Genomic DNA, 21499 nt, shown 5'->3' on the forward strand with positions numbered 1-21499 from the left:
TCAGTGTCACTTTTTAAACAGTTACTTTTTTCTATTTCTCTTTTCATGATGATTGTCTTCAGCGGCAGTTTTATTGTGACGCTGGAAAGCTCCCGCCATCAATACAACAACCAGCTGCTGGCGCATGCCCAGGATGCGGCAACGGCTCTGGGGGTTTCACTCACACCGAACGTCAACGATCCGGCGATGATCGAGCTGATGGTGAGCTCTATTTTTGATAGTGGTTACTATCAAAAAATCCGCATCGTCGATCTGACCAACGGTACAACGATGCTGGAACGTCACGCGGCGGCGTCGATCCCGGATGTACCCGGCTGGTTTGTGGATCTGGTAGATGTGGTCCCGCAAACGGGCAATGCCACCATTATGCGCGGTTGGCAACAGGCCGCCCGCGTGGAGGTCACCAGTGACCCCATCTTTGCGGTGCAACGTTTGTGGAGCAGCACTGTAGGCAATTTGGTGTGGATGCTGTCCTGCAGTCTGGCCTGCCTGCTGGCGGGAGTTATGCTGTTGCGTAAACTGCTGCGCCCGCTTAACTATCTGGCGAAACAATCAGAAGCGATTACCCGTCGCGAATTCCTGACGCTGCCTGAACTGCCAAAAACGCCGGAACTGCGCCGGGTCGTCGCAGCCATGAACCTGATGGCGACCAAGCTGAAATCACTCTTTGAAGAGCAGGCTATCTACAGCGAGCGCCTGCACAATGAGGCCTATCTCGACAGCCAGACCGGTATTGCCAACCGCCGCGCATTTGATATGCAGTTGCAGGCGCGACTGAGCGATGCGGATACCGCACCGGGCTATTTGATGTTGGTTCGCGTTCAGGATTTGGGGGGGCTGAACCAGCGTTTTGGCGGCCCGCATACCGATAAGCTGTTGCTGAATATCGCCAACCTGTTGAATGCACACAAAGCCAAATACGCGCCGCTCGACAGCACGCTCGCCCGCATTCGGGGCGGCGAGTTCGCCCTGCTCTGCCCCGGCGTCACGCACGGTGAGATGCTGGAACTGCGTACTTCGCTGACGCAAAAACTGACGGCATTTTATGCCACCGGAATGTCAGATCAACAGCCGGTCGCCTACTGCAGCATGGTGCCCTTCAGCGCCGGAGACAGTCCGCAGTCGTTGTTGATTCAGGCCGATCGTCTGCTGGTCGAAGCGGAAACGCATACCGACCACCAGGTCGTGCCGACGACAGAGGTCGCCACAGCGAGCGAAGATCAGCATTTATGGTTTGTGCGTCTGGAGCACGCGCTGGAGAATCAGCAATTTCAGCTGGTGTATCAGCCCGTGGTCGACTGCCATCAGCCGGATAAAATCCTGCATTACAAAGTGCTGTCGCGCATTGTTGATGAGCAGGGCAATACCATTAACGCCGGTCGTTTCCTGCCGTGGATCCACCGCTTTGGCTGGAGCCATCGTCTGGACAAGGTCATGTTAAAACTAACCTTAAATCAGCTGAAAATCGCCCCCGGTAAGTTAGCGCTGAGTATTTCAGGCAGTTCAGTAACCAGTGCTCGCGCCATTTCCGACCTGTTAAATCCGCTGAAATACGCACCAAAGCTGGCCGGTCGGTTAATTCTCGAGCTGGATGAAAACCAGCTACCCGGGCCGAACCAAATGGCGATGTTTGTTAAAGCCGTAAGTCAATATCGCTGCTCGCTGGGCCTGCAGCACTTCGGCAGCCGCTTCGATATGATTGGTCATCTGTCACAGTGGGGCCTGGCGTATCTGAAAATCGACAGCAGCTATATCCGCCATATCGACAAAGAAAAAGATAAGCGCTTGTTTATTGAAGTGCTCTGTAACGCCACCCGCAGTATTGATTTACCGCTGATTGCCGAGCGCGTTGAAACCGCAGGTGAGCTTAAGGTGTTGCAGGAACTGGGCGTGGATGGCGCAATGGGACAGCTGTTAGGCGAGCCTGCACCGCTGTGATGAAAACAGTCCGTCTGGGCGCCGTTGTTTTGCTTGCTTTTGCCGGATGGCGCTTCGCTTATCCGGCCTACAAAATCAAATGGTTATGATTTTTTGTAGGCCCGGTAAGCCTGCGCCACCGGGCATTTTCTACGTTGTCTGCAGGCTGTCTGTTGCCGTTAAAAAATTCGGTCATCGTTACCGAGCAGTTGTTCTAACCCGCCGAGTTCCTGACGCGCGTTCGCGCGATTCATTAATTTAACCTGCGCCATCGGCGGCAGATCGGTAATCGCTATAACGCCTTTACGGATCAACAGGTAAATCAAGTCATCCAGTACGCGCACCATCTCCAGGTCGCTCTTTTGCAGCATGGCCAGGAACTGTTGGTTGTCTATTTCAGTGCCGTGTTCATCAGGTGGAACAGCATTCATCTTGTTGCCTTAGATTAATATGTCGTGACGCGACTGCCCCGTGTACACAGGGCAGTCAGCTTCCGTTAGTGAGAGTGATTTTGTTCCGGTTTGGCGATCAGGTGATCCAGCGAGTACGTTGACGCATGCACATCGCTACTCAACGGTGTGGAGACTGCCGTGTCAATGCCATGCGCAACCTTCGCCGGGCTGGCAATCAGATGATGATCGCCGCCGCTTTGAATGTACTTCGCAATATCAACGCCTTCATGCAGCTCACGGGCCAAATCGCTCAGGTCGACTTTATCGAGCACGGCCTTCGCTTTATCGTCAGGACCCAGTACGGCTGCCGCCTGTCCGTGCGCGGATGCCGCTGGCGCGTATGACAAAGACAATGCGCTGTCATCAAACAGATTGTGCAGCGCATGCTGTGCTGCGGCGTGCTGTCCCTTGTCTGCCGCATGCGCTTTCACTGGCGCATGATCTTCCATGGTGACATCAGCCATTTGCGCATGTGTCGTGGTATTGCCGTGGTTATCGTTCGCCTCAACCATCACGCTGACGCGATTATGGCCGGTACGCAAGGTCGACGTATCCACCGCAAAGTCATAACGCAGTTCGTTATTATTCAGATGAATAACCGTATCGTACTGATGACCATTGACCCGCGCTGTAATGTGTTCACCATCATGCACGTCGCCGGTTACGCTGCCGGTAAGGTGGGTGATCGCGTTCTGCGACTCTGCCTGCGAAATGTGGTTATCGCCGGTGATTTTATCCACCACGATAGTGGCATCAGCGTGAGTATCCAGCACCACGGTTTTATGATTGGTCACATCCAGCGTGTTACCTGCCGCATCCTTAACCGTGGTTTTCACCTGAACGTCGTTATCGCCTTCATTCAGCGCGCTGGCCGGTACCGCAACTGCATAAACCAATTTATTGCTGTGCGGATCCTGTGTCACCTTCACCGTGGTGGAGAAACTGTTCACCGTCAGGGTGACGCTATCCCCCACTTGCGCATCACCGGTAACGACGCCTGAAATAACCGTGTCGTGTTGAGATTCCGTTTGATTTATTACGTTATCTCCCGCAATACCGTTGTTGATGACAATCGTACCTTCGGCATGATCATCAACCACGTAAGAATGGGATATGTGGATGCTGTACGGGTTGCCGGGCGCATCATGACCAGTGACTTTGGCATCAATACTGGTGTTGGCTTTTAATACATCGGTATCCACATCAATCTGATAGCCCAGCTTGCCGCTTGGCAGCACGTCCACCGAACCATTAAATGTACGGTTACCAATCGTTAAAACCACCGGATCGCCTTTCTGCGCATCCCCTCCCACAGTACCGGTAATCATCGTTTTCAGCGCCTGCAGCTCCTGCTGGTTCAGGACGTTGTCAGCAGTGACGTTATCGATATCCACCGTCCCCTTCGCCTCCCGATCAATGGTGAGGGTTTTCGCAGTATCGATTTCCTGACGGTTGCCCGCATCATCATGGGCGGTCACATGTGCCGTAATATTCTGGTCATGGACCAAATCCACGGTGCTGGCATCGACGCTAAACACTTTTTTACCGCCGCTGCTGGTAACTTTCGCCACCAGGTCTTTGCCGCCGACCCTGATGGTGACCAGATCGCCAACGTCAACATCACCGGTGACATAGCCGCTGATTTTGGTGTGCTGAAGTTTCGTTTGCGCGTTATTCAATACATCATCATCCGACACCTTATCCAGATGAATTTCTGCCACCACATTGGTGTCAATGGTCACCGGTTTCTGACTGTTCGCAGTCTGGGTATTTTTCGCCGCATCTTCACCCGTCACGCTAACGTAAATAGTGGGATCGGTTTGCAGACCAGCGGTGCTCACTAACGCGGAGTAGCCCAGTTGTCCGTTCATATGCGGCAGTTCGACCACATCGGCATCCACCGTGATGTTATTGACGGTGATATGCACTTTATCGCCTTTATGCACATCGCCACCCACGGTGCCGCTGACTTCAATCTGGCCTGCCTTCACTTCATCCGCATTAATGACATCGTCACCGCCGACGGTGTTAATGGTCACCGTCGCTGCCGCCGTGGTATCACGCGTAAAGTTCTTCGTGTAGCTGGCGTCCTGATCGTTACCGTGAACGTCATGACCAGTGACTTTCGCCACAATTGAGTGGTCGGCGTTCAGGTGTTGGGTGTCGATATCCACCGAATAATGCAACTGGTTATCAACCGTCGCGGTGTAGGTATGATTGTCCACTTCCAGCGTTACGATATCGCCGGACTTCACATCGCCGGTCACGGAGCCCGTCACCGTCGTCATCGGATGCACAGTGACGTCAGACTCCTGCGCGTTGAGCACGTTATCAGCGGTGATGTTATCAATCGTCACTCCCGCAACGGCGTTCAGATCGACGATGAGATGTCGGTCCGTCGACCCGGTGACCGTGTTCCCGGCCGCATCGGTGCCGGTTACGGTCGCAACAATAGTCGGGTTGGTGCGCAGGTCATTAATGCTGACCTCTTTTGACCACTCCAGCGTGCCGTTATTGTTATGCACCACGGTGGTTAAGGTATTGCCATTGACCTGCAAGGACACCACGCTGCCATCGTGTAACCCTTCGCCTTTGACCGTACCCGTTATCATCGTTTTGCCTGTAAGCGCTTCTTTGCCATTGATGACATCATCGCTGGCCACAGGGTTCATGTTGATAGTGATAGGGTTATCGGTGTCGATGCTAATAACCTTGTGCTGCGTATCCGATCCCGTCAGATTGCCCTCGGTCACGGTAACAGAGACATCAAACATCGGGTGTGCCTGAAGCACATTTGAGGGAACATCAACCTGGTAGCCAAATTCGCCTGACAGCCCCGGAATCGCAAATACCTTGCCGTGGTAGTCCACGCCGTTCACCGTGACGGTGACAACGTCGTTGGCATGCACATCCCCCGTCACCCTGCCACGCACAGGTGTGGTAGCGTTATTTACTTCATCGTGGTTCAGCACATCATCACCCGTCACCTTATCAACAGTCAGATGAACCTGCGGCTGATGCGGGACCGTCGTCCCGGTACCGGTTGGCGGCGTGGTGATCGCTGGCGGGTTATGCATGATATACGGCGTATTCCCACTGACAGCCTGATTGTGAGTCCATGGCAGATCAATCAGTTTGTGGTCCGTTGCCGTCGCGGTATTACCATGATCATCATGCGTGGTAATCGAAACGGTGATATTACCGTTATCACCGAGATCACCCGTGCTCACTGAGGCCTGAAAACCCAGAATGTGATTTGGTAATTCAATGACATGGGTTGTATATCGGATCCCATTCCCAACAATAAGAATCACCTCATCATTCAACTTAGCATCTGGGTCAACATGTCCGGTGACAATCACATAGTCAGGTTTTCTGCCCGGAGCAAGATCCTGCGGGGTCGTCATGTTAGGCAATAAACCGGTGGTCATTGAATCAATCGTAATCCTGGCATCGGCATGGGTATCAATCACTACCGGACGGTCATCATGCCCATATGCCACGTTACCTGCCGCGTCTGTGGCCGACACTTCCGCATGGATGTGCGGATCCAACAGCAAGTCCAGCGTGGAGACATCCGCGCTAAAGGTATGCTGCCCGTTACTGTCCTGTACCTGGGCGTAATAGACCTGATTGTTGACGGTCAGCTCAACCCAATCGCCCACCAGCACATCACCGCCCACCGTCCCGGTGACGGTTGTCAGCGGGTTATGCGCCTCGTTATAGTTGATGACGGAATCGTGATCCGCCGTAACGATAGGGTTGATGTGCACCGTAGCCACAGCATGGTCGTCAATCGTCAGGACATCCTGCGCCTGCGCCGTGGCGCTATTGCCATGCGGATCGGTGGCGGTAATGGTGGCGGTAATATGCGGATCGTGCTGCAACCACTGGGTAGTTACATCGACGCTGTAGCCTAATGTTCCGCCCAAATTCGGCAGCGGAATCACTTGAGTGTCCACCAGATGTCCGCCGATATTGAGATGAACAATATCGCCCGCCTTCGCGTCACCGCCCACCGTCCCGCTCACTACGGTGGTTGTTTTCTGCAACTCAGCACCGTTCAGAACCTTATCACCGGTGACCGGATCGATAGTGATTGCGGCGTAGGCTTTATCATCCAGCCCCACGTTATGGTGTGCCGTAATATGCGCATGGTTTTGCGCCGCATCGGTGACATCCATCGACACATCGATATGTGGGCTGGCGATAATATCGGACGTCGCCACCGAAATATGGAAGCCCATTTTATTACCGCCGAGGTCTTCCACCACCCCGGTATAAATCTGCCCGTTGATTGTCATCACCAGCGGATCGCCCGGATGCACTTCGCCGGTAACCGTGCCGCTGACCAGCGTATGGCCCTGCATTTGCTCATCGCGGTTAAGCGTGTTATCCGGCGTTACCGTATCAATCTTGATTGCTGCATCGACACGCGTATCAATAATCACCGTCGTTTCGGCATCCGCTTTCGCCACGTTGCCCGCCGCATCGGTGGTGCTGACGGTGGCGGTTAAGTGCGGGTCGGCCAGCAAATCAGCGGTGCTGACCTTGATGCTATACCCAAGAACTCCACCGCCCAGATCGACAACTTTCCCTGTCAGGACGTGGCCTTTCACCGTCAGATACACCACATCATTGACGTGCACATCACCAGCGACTTTTCCGGTTACCCAGGTAAACGGCTGGTGAGATTCATCACCGTTCACCCGGTTATCGCCGGTAACGGGATCGATGCTCAGCATTGCTTTCGCGTGCAGATCCACCGTCAGATCGTGAGGCGTCTGCACATGCTGAATATTGTGTGGAGCATCCACGCCATTGACCTGGGCAATAATATGAGGGTCTTTAAGCAGATCGCGGGTCAGAACATCCAGTTTATAACCCAGTGCGCCATTATGTTCAGGTAAGTGCTGTACGGTTGTATTGTAGGTATGCCCGTTGACGATGATCTGCACCTTATCGCCGAATTTCACATCGCCAGATACGGTACCCATCACCTCGGTGGTATGTCGAGCAGCCTCTGCACCATTGAGCACATCGTCACCCGCTACGGTATCAACAGTGATCCCTGCCCTTGCATGGTTGTCGATATGAACAGTGTGGGAAGTGCCGATGGTGACTTCATTACCCACCGCATCGTGGGAAGTCACCGTTGCCGTAAAGGTGACATTTTTATCCTGATTACCTTGGTTATTGCTGAATGCAGCCGAATCAACTGGAATTTGATAACCCAGCTTACCCCCACCCAGGTCGATAACCTTGCCGGTAAACGTGTAACCATTAATCTCAATGTTCACCGCATCACCGACCTGTGCATCGCCGCCCACCGTACCGCTCACCAACTGTTTAGGCTTATCCAGTTCAAAGTGGTTCAGCACATTATCGTCGGTCACCTCATCGATGGTGATTTTCGCATCCGCATGCAGGTCGATATGCACCGTATGATCGTGGGACACGGTTAACTGATTACCGTGTTCATCGACGGTGGAGATTGAAACATGCACGTTCTGATCGACACCATCAGGCAGGTTTTTGGTGCTCACCGGAATGCTGTAGCCTAACGAGCCGTCCGCCAGCACCACCACGTTACCGTGCCAGGTCTGGTTGTTGAACGTTAAGGTCACAACATCGCCTGGTTTCGCATCACCACCGACCGGTCCTGTTATTGTCGTCGTGTTCAGCAGAGATTCGGCATGACTGATAATGTCATCACCTGCCACGGTATCAACACCGATACTGGCGCTGGCATCGAGATCGAGCCCAACGGTACGTTCTGTCGTGGCGGTGCTTTCGTTACCGTGATTATCGGTGGTGTTGATACGGGCCTGAATCACCGGATCGTTAACCAGCGACTGGGTATCCACCAGGATGTGATACCCCAGATTCCCGCCAGGCAATGCTTCGACAAAACCAGAGTACCGATGACCATCAATCATCAATTCAACGGTGTCATGCAGTTTTGCATCTCCGCTCACCGTGCCGCTGATCTTCGTCTGACCGTTGTTTTCCGTGGACTCTTTAATATTAATGACGTTGTCGTCAGTCACCGCCTCAATCGTAATATATGACTGCGTGTACATATCCGAGTCGATAGTTTTTAACTCGTTATGGGTGATGTGGTTACCCGCCGCATCGCTTGAGGTCACAGTAACGTTAATCTCCGGATGCGTTATCAGCATATGGGTGTTCACCGGGAAGCTATAACCTAACCCACCTCCCGCCAGCGCAATCACCGTCGTTGTAAGGGTATATCCGCCTTTCAGCCCCAGCGTCACCACATCGCCTGCTTTCGCATCAATACCGGTCACTGTTCCGGTGATATGCGTAACGCCGCCGTTTTCTGAAAACTCTTTAATATTGATAATGTCATCGACGGCCACTTTATCAATATGCACCTGGTTTTCGGCGTAGTTGTCGAGATGTACGGTGTGGGTGCTGACCGCCACCGCCACGTTACCCGCCGCATCCTGTGAGACTACGCTGGCGTGCACATCAACATCTTTCAGCACCATGCCGCTGTTGTCCGCAAAGGCGGCGGAGTCCACCGCGATGCTGTAGCCCAGGCTGCCGTTGCCCAGGTCGATCACCCGCCCGTGATAATCGTGCCCGTTGATAACCAGATCCACCCGGTCGCCCGCCCGGGCATCTTCCCCGCTGACGGTACCGGTAATGGTCCGCGTTTTCGCCGATAGCTCATTAAAACTCAGCGTATTATCGATCGTCACATCATCAATGCTGATCTGGTTTTCAGCGTAGTTGTCGATATGTACGGTGTGGGAGTCGGTCACTATTGCCAGATTACCCACCGCATCGAGGGAGGTAACCGTGGCGTTCACGTCGACATCCTTCAGTACGTTACCGCTGTTATCAGCAAACGCCTCAGTGTCCACCGCAATACGGTAACCCAGCGTATTGTTACCGAGATTAGTAACCTGACCGCTGTAGCGGTGGCCGTTAATCTCCAGCTCAACCCGGTCGCCCACTTTGGCATCTTCGCCGCCGACGGTGCCGGTAATGACCTGATTACGCGTATACAGTTCGACACGATTCAGGGTGTTATCGCTGTCCACATCGTCGATGCTGATGGCGTTCGCCGCCACGGTGTCCAGCACCACGTTTTTGTGTGTGACGGCAGTCGCTTCGTTACCCACATCATCATGGCTAACCACCTTCACCTGCACATCATTGACGCCTTCTTTAAGCGTTCCTCTTGGCACCTCAATTTCGTACCGGAGTTGACCATGATCGTCGAAAACCGTGCCGTGGAATTCTTTTCCCTGAACAGTCAACGTCACCGGATCGCCCGCTTTGGCATCGCCACTGGCGACGCCGGTAATCAGCGTTGGCATGCGGTTTTCACTGGCGTTAACAACATCATCATTCGCCACTGTTTCGATGGTCACAGCATTCTGTGCCAGCAGATCGCTCTCGACATGATGCTCCGTAGAAACAGTCGTGGTATTCCCGGCATCATCGGTTGACGTTAGCGTGGCATGGAAAGTTGGGTCATTCAGCAACCCGTGAGTTAATACCGGGATGTTATACGTCAGCGGGCCATTGCCAGGATCGGTCACAATGCCGGTATATTCTTTGCCATCGACCAGTAAGGTCACGATATCGCCAGGTTTGGCGTCGCCGCCTACATGCCCATGGATGATGGTTTGCGTATGGAGAGATTCTTCGTAGTTAATCAGGTTGTCTGGCGTGACGTTATCTACCGTAATATCGATGCGCGGGCCGGTGATATCAATCAGCGCATTGTCAAAAGTTTGTGCCGTTCGACCCGACACATCGGTGGCCGTTGCCACCACGGTGACGTTCCCTGGCTGTAATCCACCCAGATCGGTATCGATAAACCAGTGACCGTTCCTCACAGGGACATCGACGGTGAATGTGTTTTTTTGGCTATCGGTGAAGGTCAGCGTGACGTGGTTCTGGTTACTGGTGCCGCTTAAATGCGTCCGGTGGAATTCATTCTTGTTAATGTAGCCGTCGTTGCCTGCAAACTCCGCAATAGTCACTTCTGGTGGGAAAAGACTGGCAGACCCGGACAGGATCCCCACCACCGGCAGGTTGATATCGCCGTTTGGGCTACCCAGTCCCTTGGTGTCAAAACCCGCAGTAGGATCAACCACCTGCCCGGTCAGTTCAAGCTGAACCCGCGTGTGACCGCCACCGCCACCTTCCATCGACACCGGTTCGTCGTTGCCCGCTGCGGTCGCGTCAAGTATCTGCGTCGGATCCGCACCATCGGCGATGGCTTTTTGTACGGCGGCAATATCCTGGGCATCATGATTCGGATTATGGCTTACCTGTATCCCGTGCTCTCCCCAGTGGCTATTACGCCCAATATCTACCGTCTGCCCGTTAGGTAGAGAGATACTGACCGCGCCGCTGGCACCGGTCACAATTTCTTCACCGAGAGAGATCCTGTCGCCTTCATGAACAAGTCGTTGTGTGCCATTGGCTTCAACAACATAGACCTGTCCAATAATTGCTTTGATCACACCGAGTAATTTGCTCACCGTAACCTCACTTAAATACCATCATTATTTTTATAAACTCGTTAATATATTAACGAACAAAAAACACATTCTTTTAATGTAAACATTAATATTCAATGTGGAAAAAAACACATTTTTTAGAATGCATATACATGAGACTTGACTGGCAAATGAATATAATAAAAAATAACCAAAAATAAAACACGATGTGACAAAACATATCTCTGAATAGCTGATTGCAAGCGTCAATTAAGATAATTCATATTTGTTAATTAATATAACGTGTTTGTGAAAATGGATGATGGCGACGACAACTGGATGTCATAACCGTGTGATATAAGGCATTCCTGTCATGAAGAAGTTTTTCGTTTTCCTGCTTTCATGGTTTTCAATAAATTCCGTGTATGCAGAAGACTTACACAATACCGTTAAAGACGCATTAGCCAATCACCCTGAAGTTAATGCGGCTATAAATAGTCGCTATTCAGCAGAAAAAGAACTCCGTGCGGCACAAGGTGGATATTTACCCGCATTGAATTTAAATGCCGAAGCTGGGCGAAAAAATATTGATGATGCGACCACTCGTGCCGCAGGCAGCACGAACGGTCTGACCCAATCCCCCAACGGGGCAACGCTCAGCCTGGAGCAAAATGTGTTCAATGGTTTTGCCACCCATAGTGAAGTTGCACGGCAAAAAGCAACCGTTGACTCACGGGCATTTGGCGTGATGAACACCAGCGAAAGCACCGCTTACACGGTAATTCAGGCCTATTTTGATGTGCTGCAGCGCGAGGAGTTTGTTCGCCTGGCAGAAGATGATCTCGCTAACCACGAGCGCATTTACGACCAGATAAAACTGCGTACCGATCAGGGCGTGGGCCGCTCCGGCGACTTTATGCAAGCAGAAGCTCGTCTGGCGCAGGCACGGAACAATTTGCTCACCGAGCAAACCAACCTGGAAGACGCGAAGACCACGTTTGTCAGTGTAAGCGGTCAAGATCCTGAAGGGTTAAGCCTGCCGGAAAGCATTGACGCGCAGCTCCCGACCTCACTTGCCGACGCCAAAACCCGGATGGAAAACAACAACCCGTTACTGAAGTCTGCCAACGCCGACATCGAAGCCGCACATCAGCAGTATGAAGCGTCAAAATCGACCTTCTACCCGCGTGTCGACGTTGAGCTGTCTCGGGGTATCAGCAATAACACCGATACCACCCGCGCGCACACTGAAGAGTGGGAAGCGATGGTAAAGCTGCATTACAACCTGTACCAGGGCGGCAGCGACAAAGCCAACATGGAATCTCGCGCCTACCTGCATAAACAGGCTCAGGATGTGCGCAATAACACCCTGCGCCAGTTGAATCAGGAGCTGCGCCTGGCGTGGACTGCATTACAAAATGCGCGCGCCCAGCTGCCGTCGGCGGAAGAATATGCCGACCGAAGCGTGAAAGTTCGCACCGCCTATCAGGACCAATTTAGTCTGGGTGAACGTACGCTGCTGGATTTACTCGACAGTGAAAATGAAGTGTTCTCCTCTAAACGTCGTCTGGTTGAATTACGTTACCTGGCCATGACCAGCGGGTATCGAATTAGCGAACGCACCGGTGAATTAATGAGTATTCTAAAAATCGCACCGCCGCCATCGGGGCAACCTGTAGATACCGCAGCAGGAAATAACCTGCCGGAACTTCATTAATCATTATTTATACAAATAAACATCTGAGCTGCACACTTATTATTAGCATGCTATTTTTAAGTCGTGCAGTCAGAAATGGTTGCTAAAATGAGTGCACAAGCTGAATTATTAAATGAAGTCCCGGAGAATTCTGATAGCACAAATTCTCAATATCATGATCCCCGTAGCTATAATGACGACCCTTTATTAGATAGCTTACTCATTCTGTGTTCTTTGCACGGTAAACCCGCCAGTCGAGCAACATTAAGCAGCGGCCTGCCATTAGAAAACGATCGGCTCACACTGAATATATTCCCCCGTGCCGCTGCACGCGCCGGTTTAAAAGCCCGGGTGGTGACGCGCGCGCTCGATAAAATCCCCGCCATGTCCCTGCCCGCCGTTCTGTTACTGCGCTCCGGGGGAACCGGGGTGTTACTGGGCTGGAATGATGACGGTAGCGCCCGCTTTATGCCCAGCGAAAGCGAAGGAGGCGAAATCACCGTCGATGCCACCACGCTTGCGCAGAACTATGCCGGCAAGGTAATTTTTGCTCACCCGCGTCACGAATTCGATTTGCAGGCAGAAGCATTTTTACCGCGTACTAAATCCTGGTTTAAAGATACGCTCAAGCTGTCACGCTTTCTGTATATGGATGCCGTGCTGGCCAGTCTGCTGATCAACCTGATTGCACTCGGCACGCCGCTGTTTACCATGAACGTCTACGACCGCGTGGTGCCGAATCAGGCGACGGTAACCCTGTGGGTGCTGGCGGTCGGTATCTGCCTGGCTTTTGTCTTTGATCTGATCTTAAAAATGCTGCGCAGCATCTGCCTGGATATTGCTGGCAAAAAAAGCGATCTCATTATCTCCTCGACCCTGTTTGAACGCATTATCGGTATGGAGATGAAGGAGCGCCCGGCGCGCGTGGGCAGCTTCGCGCAAAACATCCACGAGTTTCAGTCGCTGCGCGATTTTCTCTCCTCGCTCACCCTGACCACCATTATTGACCTGCCCTTTACCCTGCTGCTGCTGGTTGTCATCGGCATTATCGGTGGTGCGCTGGCGTGGATCCCGGTCCTCACGCTGCCGGTTGCGCTGCTGTGCAGCTGGGCATTGCAAAAACCGGTTAACGCCGCGGTGGAAAAAACCATGAGCCTAGCCAGCGAACGCCAGGCGCTGCTGATTGAAACATTAAGCAGCCTGGATGCCATCAAAGTGAATAATGCCCAGAGCGAGCGCCAGTATCTGTGGGAGCAAACGCTGGGTAGCCTGAGTCGTCTGGAACTGCGCGTGAAAACCTTGTCCAGCCTGGCAAGCAACCTGACCGGCTGGTTCCAGCAGATCTCTGGCGTGGTAATGATCATCGTCGGCGTATACATGATAATCGGCGGCAAGCTGAGTATGGGCGGCCTGATCGCCTGCTACATGCTCAACGGTCGCGCCTTAATGCCGCTGGGCCAGTTAACCGGCCTGATTGCCCGCTATCAACAGGCGAAGCTGACCATCAAAAGTACCGAGAAAATGATGTCGCTGGCGCAGGAACGCCGGGCGGATGAAACGCCGCTCAAACGTGAACAACTGCAGGGCAGCATAGAATTTCGCGATGTGGACTTCAGCTACCCGGAACAAAAAAGCCTGTCGCTCAACAAGATCAACCTGACCATTTCGCCCGGTGAGCGTGTAGGCATTATCGGTCGTAGCGGCTCCGGTAAAAGCTCACTGAGTAAATTGATCGTTAATTTGTACCCGCCCAGTGCCGGTAACATCCTGATCGACGGTGTCGATGCGCGCCAGCTGGATGTCAACGATCTGCGCCACAGCATCGGCTACGTCCCGCAGGACATCCAGTTATTTAGCGGAACGCTACGCGACAACTTGCTTTGCGGCGCGCGCTATGTCGATGACGAAACTATGCTGCGCGCGGCAGAACTGGCGGGAGTGAACGACTTCGCCCGCCTGCACCCTGACGGCTATAACCTGCAGGTCGGCGAGCGTGGCTCGCGGCTTTCTGGCGGGCAACGCCAGGCCGTCGCGCTCGCACGTGCGTTATTACTCGATCCCCCTTTGCTGCTGCTGGATGAACCCACCAGTTCGATGGACAACACCAGCGAAGAGCAGATTAAACACGCGCTGGCCCCCTGCATTGCAGGTAAAACGCTATTACTGGTTACTCATCGCGCCTCAATGCTGTCGTTGGTTGACCGCCTGATTATTGTTGATAAAGGACGCATCATTGCCGACGGCCCGAAAGCGGTCGTGATGGATGCGTTAAAAAAGGGGCAGATAAATGCGTCTCGCTGATTTCCTGGCTCGCGCCCGCCGCTCTGTACAGCCCTACTTTCGTGCCCGCGATGAAAATCAAACTGACAGTATCAATGACGTCAGCCACGCCATTATTGATGACGCCCCGAGGGTGATTCGCCTGACGCTGTGGGTGATTCTGGCGTTGGTGCTGCTGGCCTTCGTGTGGGCGGGCTTTGCCAGCATTGACGAAGTGACGCGCGGCGAAGGTAAAGCGATCCCCTCGTCAAAACTGCAAAAGATACAGAACCTGGAAGGCGGGATTGTTACCGAGCTGTACGTGCATGAAGGACAAATCGTTAACGCCGGTACGCCACTGTTGCATCTCGACGATACCCGTTTTGCCTCTAACGTCGGTGAAACAGAAGCCGATAAACTCGGCCTGCGGGCGAAGGTGGAACGCCTGACGGCAGAGGTTGAAAACCGGGACTTTGTTATCTCAGAAGAGATAGCCAGCAAAGCACCGGACGTCGCCCGCGGAGAAACCGAACTGTACAACAGCCGTCGCGCGCAATTTCACAACGAAATCTCCGGACTTGAAGAGCAGTTGGTACAGAAGAAACAGGAACTGCGCGATGTTGAATCAAAAGAAGATCAGTTTAAGCGCAGCCTCGGGTTAATTCGCCAGGAAATCAAAATGTCCGAGCCGCTGCTTGCCTCCGGGGCGATCTCGAAAGTCGAGCTGCTGCGTCTGCGCCGTACTGAAGTAGAAACCGCCGGGCAGTTAAATTCTATCAGCCTGACGTTGCCTAAAGTCGCTTCAGAAATAAAAGAGATTGAGAACAAAATTGGCGAAAGTCACGGTCGCTTTCAAAGCGATGCGCTGGCCCAGTTAAACGAAGCCCGTACCAATCTGAGTAAGGCGCAGGCCAGCGTCAAAGCACTGGAAGACCGCGTGAATCGTACTATGGTCACCTCGCCGGTCCGCGGTATCGTCCAGCAGGTCATGGTGAATACCATCGGTGGGGTGATTCAACCCGGTAGCGATCTGGTGGAGATCGTCCCACTTGATGACAAGCTGTTGGTTGAAGCCAAAATACAACCGCGCGATATTGCCTTCCTTCATCCGGGCCAGCACGCGATGGTGAAATTTACCGCCTACGACTACACCATCTATGGTGGCCTGCAAGGTGAAGTGGTACAGATAAGCCCGGATACGGTGACGGATAAACAGGGGCGGAGTTTCTATATTGTCCGTTTGCAAACGGATAAAAACTATCTGGGGACGAAAGAGCACCCGATGTTGATTATTCCCGGTATGGTGGCCAGCGTCGATATTCTCACCGGTAAGAAGACGATTCTTAGCTATCTACTCAAACCGATTATCCGCGCACGTGCGGAAGCACTGAGAGAACGTTAATGGCTCTGCGCCCCCAGTCATAACCCTGGGGGCGTACGCGGTTATGATGGGATATAAGAAGTGAGCTTTCCGCGATTCAGGCTAATTTTTCCATCGCTAACCAGTTCCTGTAATACCTTGTGGATGGCACTGCGCGAGATATGGTTACGCGCCAGAATAAAGGTATACACCGACGTTTTTTCGCGCACCTCAGGTGCCATCGCCCAAATATACTTCACATGTTCAATAATCAGCTCGCGAATAGTACGGTGCGATTGCAGGGTCTCGCGCTGAAAATAGCGTTGCAGATGGTGCGTTAAGATATCAAACGCCTGCTTCCATAAATTTTTAGCGGTGAACAGGAGATCGGCATTCTGCACGCTCATTGCCCACATTTCACAATCGGTGTCACAGCGTAAATAATGTCCTGCCACTTCGGTGCGCATTTGCGGTAGCCCGAGAATAGCGGGTGCTGAAATACTGACCGTGACCAGGTCATTTTCTACACGATAAACAGAGACCGTCCCTTTCTCCAGAAATAAGATATGTCCATCGACCTTCAGGTCAATACGCTGGCGTTTTTTCCGTAAGGAGAGCCAGGCGTTATCTGATTTCTTAATTTCATCACCAATAAGTACTACCGACTTCTCTATTTCATTCTGGAACATGGATATCTCTGCTACAAATTTATGCCTGACAAAAAAACAGAAACAAAAATAAATGCCAGCTTAATAACGTGCTGACATTTATTTCCGTTTATATTTTTATGTTAATCCGGATGCTACGCACTACAGGTACGACAAACATCGCAACCATCATGGTTTCACCACCCGCATTCCCAGGTGCTTTGGCGCGTTTTCGGTGTGAACCGTGTTCTCGCGTGGTGATGCCGAACAGTATATTGCGCAGTCCAAAGAGAATTAATGCTTATCGCCTTTGTCATCATTATTTCTTCTTTCTCTTCTTTTCGCAATAGCCAGAAAGATACAATTATTTGATTCCTATATGTTTTATTTTCATTAACAAACCATTACTGTTGTTGTGCTATGATACTAAATTGCAACATTTCGCGGTTCTGGCTGCAGAATCTGACAGACATTGGTGGTCCTGATGGCCGGGATGTTTTTAATGCCGCCCCACCAATGAAAGCATCATCAAGAGTAGAGACATCATGTCTGAGACTGGTAACATCAGTTATCTGATTGAAAGAAAAATCATCTTTACACCAGCGACTCAATGCCTGGCGAGAGTGGATCAACCCGAGCTACAGATAAAGCTCAAGCACTCAGCATCATTATGTCTTTTATTACTCATCCAAAATCACGGAAAAGTGGTTTCGCAAAACGAACTACTGGAATTTGGCTGGGGTGAAAACCATCGTCAGGCAAGCTTCAATGCCTTTTATCAGAGTATTCTCTCGCTGCGTAAAAGTTTACTTCAGTTAGAACTGGAAGCATCCTTTATCACAACCATTACCCGTAAAGGGCTGATCATCCAGGACACATTTAGCATTGAGGAAATTGACACGCCGGAGAATTGCCCTGCGGCAATAGAAGAAGATTGGCCGCCCAATACCGACCTCACTGAGTTTTCAGATAATACCGCACATAAAACACCGATCACCAGAATGGAATCTGTACTGGTCTTACTGACTATTATCATCTGCGGTCTGATACTGTATCCGTGGAACACCCGTGATAATTATTTTTCCGGTTATATTGCCACCCAAAATACCCACTCAAACTGTAAGTATTATTTTAATAACGATGCCAGCGATTTCTCCCGACACACTGCTTTTATCGATAAGAACCCAGGGTTGTGCCAGGACAATAAATTTATCTATATAACGACGTATCCTGAGTCCAAAAAACTGTCAGTGATCCAGTGTCGCTCCCCTATAAACGGAGAGCAGAAGAAGAATACCTGTCAGTCGGTCTATTACCCACGGTACGATAGCTAATGAACTTACCTTCCCGCGCGCCCAAAATCAGAACACAAACAGGTATTATCCTGCTGCTTTGTCTTGTGGTTATCAGTATTGTGAGTTTTTGGCAGCAGGGTAAAAATCATAGCCATCTACATAATCTAGCCTGTCGCGCTACGATCGAGATCGTACGCGATACGGCCTCGTTTCGCGGGATCATCGATATCAAAAGTGGGGACAGTAAAGGTATTGTGAATATTGATGGCATCATCAAAGATGCAAACAACAGCGAGCAAACCGTGCAACGCATGGTGTTGTTTACCCACTCCAGCTATGGCTCAAGCCCGGTATGGGTATCGCAGAACATCCATATATCAAATCGTGAAACCGCCCCTGTCAGTATCATCCAGCAACTCCTGCCCGATTTCTTCCTGACCAATACCAGCGTCTCTAATGTCGATCTTTTCTCTCTGAATAAAGAAACCTACCTGATCACTAAAGAAGGCATCCCCTACCTGTACTGCCAGAATTATGACTTGCCCGAGAGTGAATAGTGACACCGTATTTTTGCGCCAAAGTGACGGGTGAATGTCTGGGGTAGTCGGTGATAAGATACTCTATTGTGGCTGAACTGAGGCTTGCCGTTGCAGCCCTTCAGGCTGCTTTCGATAGTGAAATTTATGGGTTTGTGTGAGTCTACAGGGGGTTCACATGAGACTGCCCGAGTACCTAAAAATATTAAAAAACGAGCATAATCAATATGAAAGAGTCACTTGATACGGACTTCACCAACCACACCCCCATGATGCAGCAGTATCTTAAGCTGAAGGCTCAGCACCCGGAGATCCTGCTGTTTTACCGCATGGGCGACTTTTACGAACTGTTTTATGACGATGCCAAACGTGCGTCGCAGCTGTTGGATATCTCGCTGACCAAGCGCGGCGCATCCGCGGGCGAACCGATCCCGATGGCGGGCATTCCCCACCACGCGGTAGAAAACTACCTCGCAAAACTGGTGAATCAGGGGGAGTCGGTTGCCATTTGCGAACAAATTGGCGACCCTGCCACCAGCAAAGGTCCGGTTGAGCGCAAAGTTGTCCGCATCGTCACGCCCGGTACCATCAGCGATGAAGCGTTGTTGCAGGAGCGTCAGGACAACCTGCTGGCCGCCATCTGGCAGGACAGCAAAGGCTACGGCTATGCCACGCTAGACATCAGCTCCGGGCGCTTTCGCGTCAGTGAACCAGCCGACCGTGAGACCATGGCGGCAGAATTACAGCGCACTAACCCGGCAGAACTGCTGTATGCCGAAGATTTCGCCGAGACCTCGCTGATCGAAGGCCGTCGCGGACTGCGTCGCCGTCCGCTGTGGGAATTTGAAATTGATACCGCCCGCCAGCAACTTAACTTACAGTTTGGCACGCGGGACCTGATTGGCTTTGGTGTCGAAAACGCACCGCGCGGCTTATGTGCCGCAGGCTGTCTGCTGCAATATGCGAAAGATACCCAGCGCACCTCGCTGCCGCATATTCGTTCCATCACCATGGAGCGCCAGCAGGACAGCATCATTATGGATGCCGCCACACGCCGGAATCTGGAGATTACCCAGAATCTGGCCGGCGGTATCGAAAATACGCTGGCCTCGGTGCTCGACTGCACCGTCACCCCGATGGGCAGCCGTATGCTTAAGCGCTGGCTGCATATGCCGGTTCGCGACACCAAAATCCTCACCGAACGTCAGCAGACGATCGGCGCCCTGCAGGATGTCACCAGCGAATTACAGCCGGTTCTGCGTCAGGTCGGCGATCTGGAGCGTATTCTGGCTCGCCTGGCACTGCGTACCGCGCGTCCACGCGATCTGGCCCGTATGCGCCACGCCTTTCAGCAATTACCTGAACTGCGTGCACAGCTGGAAGGCGTCGACAGCGCGCCGGTACAGATGCTGCGCGAGAAAATGGGCGAGTTCAGCGAACTGCGTGAACTGCTGGAACGCGCCGTCGTTGAAGCCCCGCCGGTACTGGTACGCGACGGTGGCGTCATTGCGCCAGGCTATAACGATGAACTGGACGAGTGGCGGGCGCTGGCCGATGGCGCGACCGACTATCTTGACCGACTGGAGATCCGCGAGCGTGAACGCACCGGGCTGGACACGCTTAAGGTTGGATTTAACGGTGTACACGGTTACTACATTCAGATCAGCCGCGGTCAAAGCCATCTGGCGCCCATTAACTACGTGCGCCGCCAGACGCTAAAAAATGCCGAACGCTACATCATTCCTGAACTCAAAGAGTACGAAGACAAAGTCCTGACCTCGAAGGGTAAAGCGTTGGCGCTGGAAAAACAGCTGTACGACGAATTGTTCGACATGCTGTTACCTCACCTGGCGGATTTGCAACAGAGCGCCAGTGCGCTGGCCGAGCTCGACGTGCTGGTCAATCTGGCAGAACGGGCTTATACCCTGAATTACACCTGCCCGACCTTCACCGACAAACCCGGCATTCGTATTACCGAAGGCCGTCATCCGGTGGTTGAACAGGTGCTGACCGAACCGTTTATTGCCAACCCGCTGAATCTTTCACCTCAGCGCCGGATGTTGATCATCACCGGGCCGAATATGGGCGGTAAAAGTACCTATATGCGCCAGACCGCACTGATCGCCCTGCTGGCCTACATCGGCAGCTATGTTCCGGCACAAAAGGTTGAGATAGGTCCGATCGATCGCATCTTTACCCGCGTGGGCGCAGCGGATGACCTGGCGTCCGGTCGTTCGACCTTTATGGTTGAGATGACCGAAACCGCCAATATTTTGCATAACGCCACCGAGAACAGCCTGGTGTTGATGGATGAGATTGGGCGCGGCACCTCCACCTATGACGGTCTGTCGCTGGCATGGGCGTGCGCAGAAAATCTTGCCAATAAAATCAAGGCATTGACGCTGTTCGCAACCCACTACTTTGAACTGACTCAGTTAGCAGAGAAGATGGAAGGCGTTGCCAATGTGCATTTGGACGCATTAGAGCACGGCGATACGATTGCCTTTATGCATAGTGTGCAGGATGGTGCGGCAAGCAAAAGCTATGGTCTTGCCGTCGCTGCGCTGGCCGGTGTGCCGAAAGACGTCATCAAACGTGCGCGGCAAAAACTGCGCGAACTGGAAAGCATTACGCCAAATGCCGCCGCAACCCAGGTAGACGGGACGCAAATGTCGCTACTTTCAGCACCGGAAGAAACGTCTCCCGCTGTAGAAGCGCTGGAAAATCTCGACCCGGATTCCCTGACGCCGCGTCAGGCGCTGGAATGGATTTATCGGTTGAAAAGCCTGGTGTAACACGCGTTGTGCCCGATGTCGCTGCGCTCATCGGGCCTACAAAATACCGCTATATG

10 protein-coding genes are annotated in these 21499 nt (G+C 52.4%); 7 read left to right on the plus strand and 3 right to left on the minus strand.

The features are described 5' to 3' along the window. Window positions 1–3: 3 nt before the first annotated feature. Window positions 4–1938 (plus strand): cyclic di-GMP receptor LapD, encoded by a 1935-nt coding sequence (lapD, locus tag QNN86_RS11885; RefSeq protein WP_137362598.1) that lies wholly within the window; start codon window positions 4–6, stop codon window positions 1936–1938. 158 nt (window positions 1939–2096) lie between these two features. Here lapD and QNN86_RS11890 read toward each other — a convergent pair whose 3' ends face one another. Both QNN86_RS11890 and QNN86_RS11895 read right to left on the minus strand, forming a co-directional pair. Further along, complete coding sequence (locus tag QNN86_RS11890; protein WP_370316670.1) at window positions 2097–2348, minus strand: hypothetical protein; 252 nt, start codon at window positions 2346–2348, stop codon at window positions 2097–2099. 65 nt (window positions 2349–2413) lie between these two features. Further along, a complete protein-coding gene (locus QNN86_RS11895) occupies window positions 2414–10897 on the minus strand; it encodes a retention module-containing protein (protein ID WP_414211149.1) in 8484 nt (2827 codons plus the stop codon). 331 nt (window positions 10898–11228) lie between these two features. On the opposite strand from QNN86_RS11895, the gene QNN86_RS11900 reads away from it, so the two are divergent. From QNN86_RS11900 to QNN86_RS11910, 3 genes are all read left to right on the plus strand, one after another. Continuing rightward, complete coding sequence (locus QNN86_RS11900; protein WP_181617714.1) at window positions 11229–12572, plus strand: TolC family outer membrane protein; 1344 nt, start codon at window positions 11229–11231, stop codon at window positions 12570–12572. A 75-nt stretch (window positions 12573–12647) separates the two neighbouring features. Then, complete coding sequence (locus QNN86_RS11905) at window positions 12648–14852, plus strand: type I secretion system permease/ATPase (protein WP_174361386.1); 2205 nt, start codon at window positions 12648–12650, stop codon at window positions 14850–14852. Continuing rightward, window positions 14839–16212: an HlyD family type I secretion periplasmic adaptor subunit gene (locus QNN86_RS11910; protein WP_117343159.1), complete on the plus strand. Its 1374-nt coding sequence runs from the start codon at window positions 14839–14841 to the stop codon at window positions 16210–16212. The genes QNN86_RS11905 and QNN86_RS11910 overlap by 14 nt, the downstream gene beginning before the upstream one ends. Before the next feature lie 41 nt (window positions 16213–16253). Here QNN86_RS11910 and QNN86_RS11915 read toward each other — a convergent pair whose 3' ends face one another. Further along, window positions 16254–16859: a helix-turn-helix domain-containing protein gene (locus QNN86_RS11915; RefSeq protein WP_096755932.1), complete on the minus strand. Its 606-nt coding sequence runs from the start codon at window positions 16857–16859 to the stop codon at window positions 16254–16256. 503 nt (window positions 16860–17362) lie between these two features. Here QNN86_RS11915 and QNN86_RS11920 point away from each other — a divergent pair. The 3 genes from QNN86_RS11920 to mutS all read left to right on the plus strand — a co-directional run bounded on the left by QNN86_RS11920 (window position 17363) and on the right by mutS (window position 21443). Next, window positions 17363–18151, plus strand: coding sequence for a winged helix-turn-helix domain-containing protein (locus QNN86_RS11920; protein ID WP_181617715.1), 789 nt, complete (start codon window positions 17363–17365; stop codon window positions 18149–18151). Beyond that, window positions 18151–18669, plus strand: a complete 519-nt coding sequence (locus tag QNN86_RS11925; protein ID WP_117343157.1) for a hypothetical protein — start codon at window positions 18151–18153, stop codon at window positions 18667–18669. The genes QNN86_RS11920 and QNN86_RS11925 overlap by 1 nt, the downstream gene beginning before the upstream one ends. 206 nt (window positions 18670–18875) lie before the next feature. Beyond that, complete coding sequence (mutS, locus tag QNN86_RS11930) at window positions 18876–21443, plus strand: DNA mismatch repair protein MutS (RefSeq protein WP_135911498.1); 2568 nt, start codon at window positions 18876–18878, stop codon at window positions 21441–21443. Window positions 21444–21499 lie beyond the last annotated feature (56 nt).

It is taken from the genome of Citrobacter sp. C348, from assembly GCF_047467975.1.
In the GTDB taxonomy this organism is placed as follows: Bacteria; Pseudomonadota; Gammaproteobacteria; order Enterobacterales; family Enterobacteriaceae; genus Citrobacter; species Citrobacter gillenii.

Excerpts from the sequence above, each read along its gene's own strand:
- QNN86_RS11890 (WP_370316670.1), bottom strand. The coding sequence starts at position 2,348 with ATGAATGCTGTTCCACCTGATGAACACGGCACTGAAATAGACAACCAA.
- QNN86_RS11900 (WP_181617714.1), top strand. The coding sequence starts at position 11,229 with ATGAAGAAGTTTTTCGTTTTCCTGCTTTCATGGTTTTCAATAAATTCC.
- QNN86_RS11905 (WP_174361386.1), top strand. The coding sequence starts at position 12,648 with ATGGTTGCTAAAATGAGTGCACAAGCTGAATTATTAAATGAAGTCCCG.
- QNN86_RS11910 (WP_117343159.1), top strand. The coding sequence starts at position 14,839 with ATGCGTCTCGCTGATTTCCTGGCTCGCGCCCGCCGCTCTGTACAGCCC.
- QNN86_RS11915 (WP_096755932.1), bottom strand. The coding sequence starts at position 16,859 with ATGTTCCAGAATGAAATAGAGAAGTCGGTAGTACTTATTGGTGATGAA.
- QNN86_RS11920 (WP_181617715.1), top strand. The coding sequence starts at position 17,363 with ATGTCTGAGACTGGTAACATCAGTTATCTGATTGAAAGAAAAATCATC.
- QNN86_RS11925 (WP_117343157.1), top strand. The coding sequence starts at position 18,151 with ATGAACTTACCTTCCCGCGCGCCCAAAATCAGAACACAAACAGGTATT.
- mutS (WP_135911498.1), top strand. The coding sequence starts at position 18,876 with ATGAAAGAGTCACTTGATACGGACTTCACCAACCACACCCCCATGATG.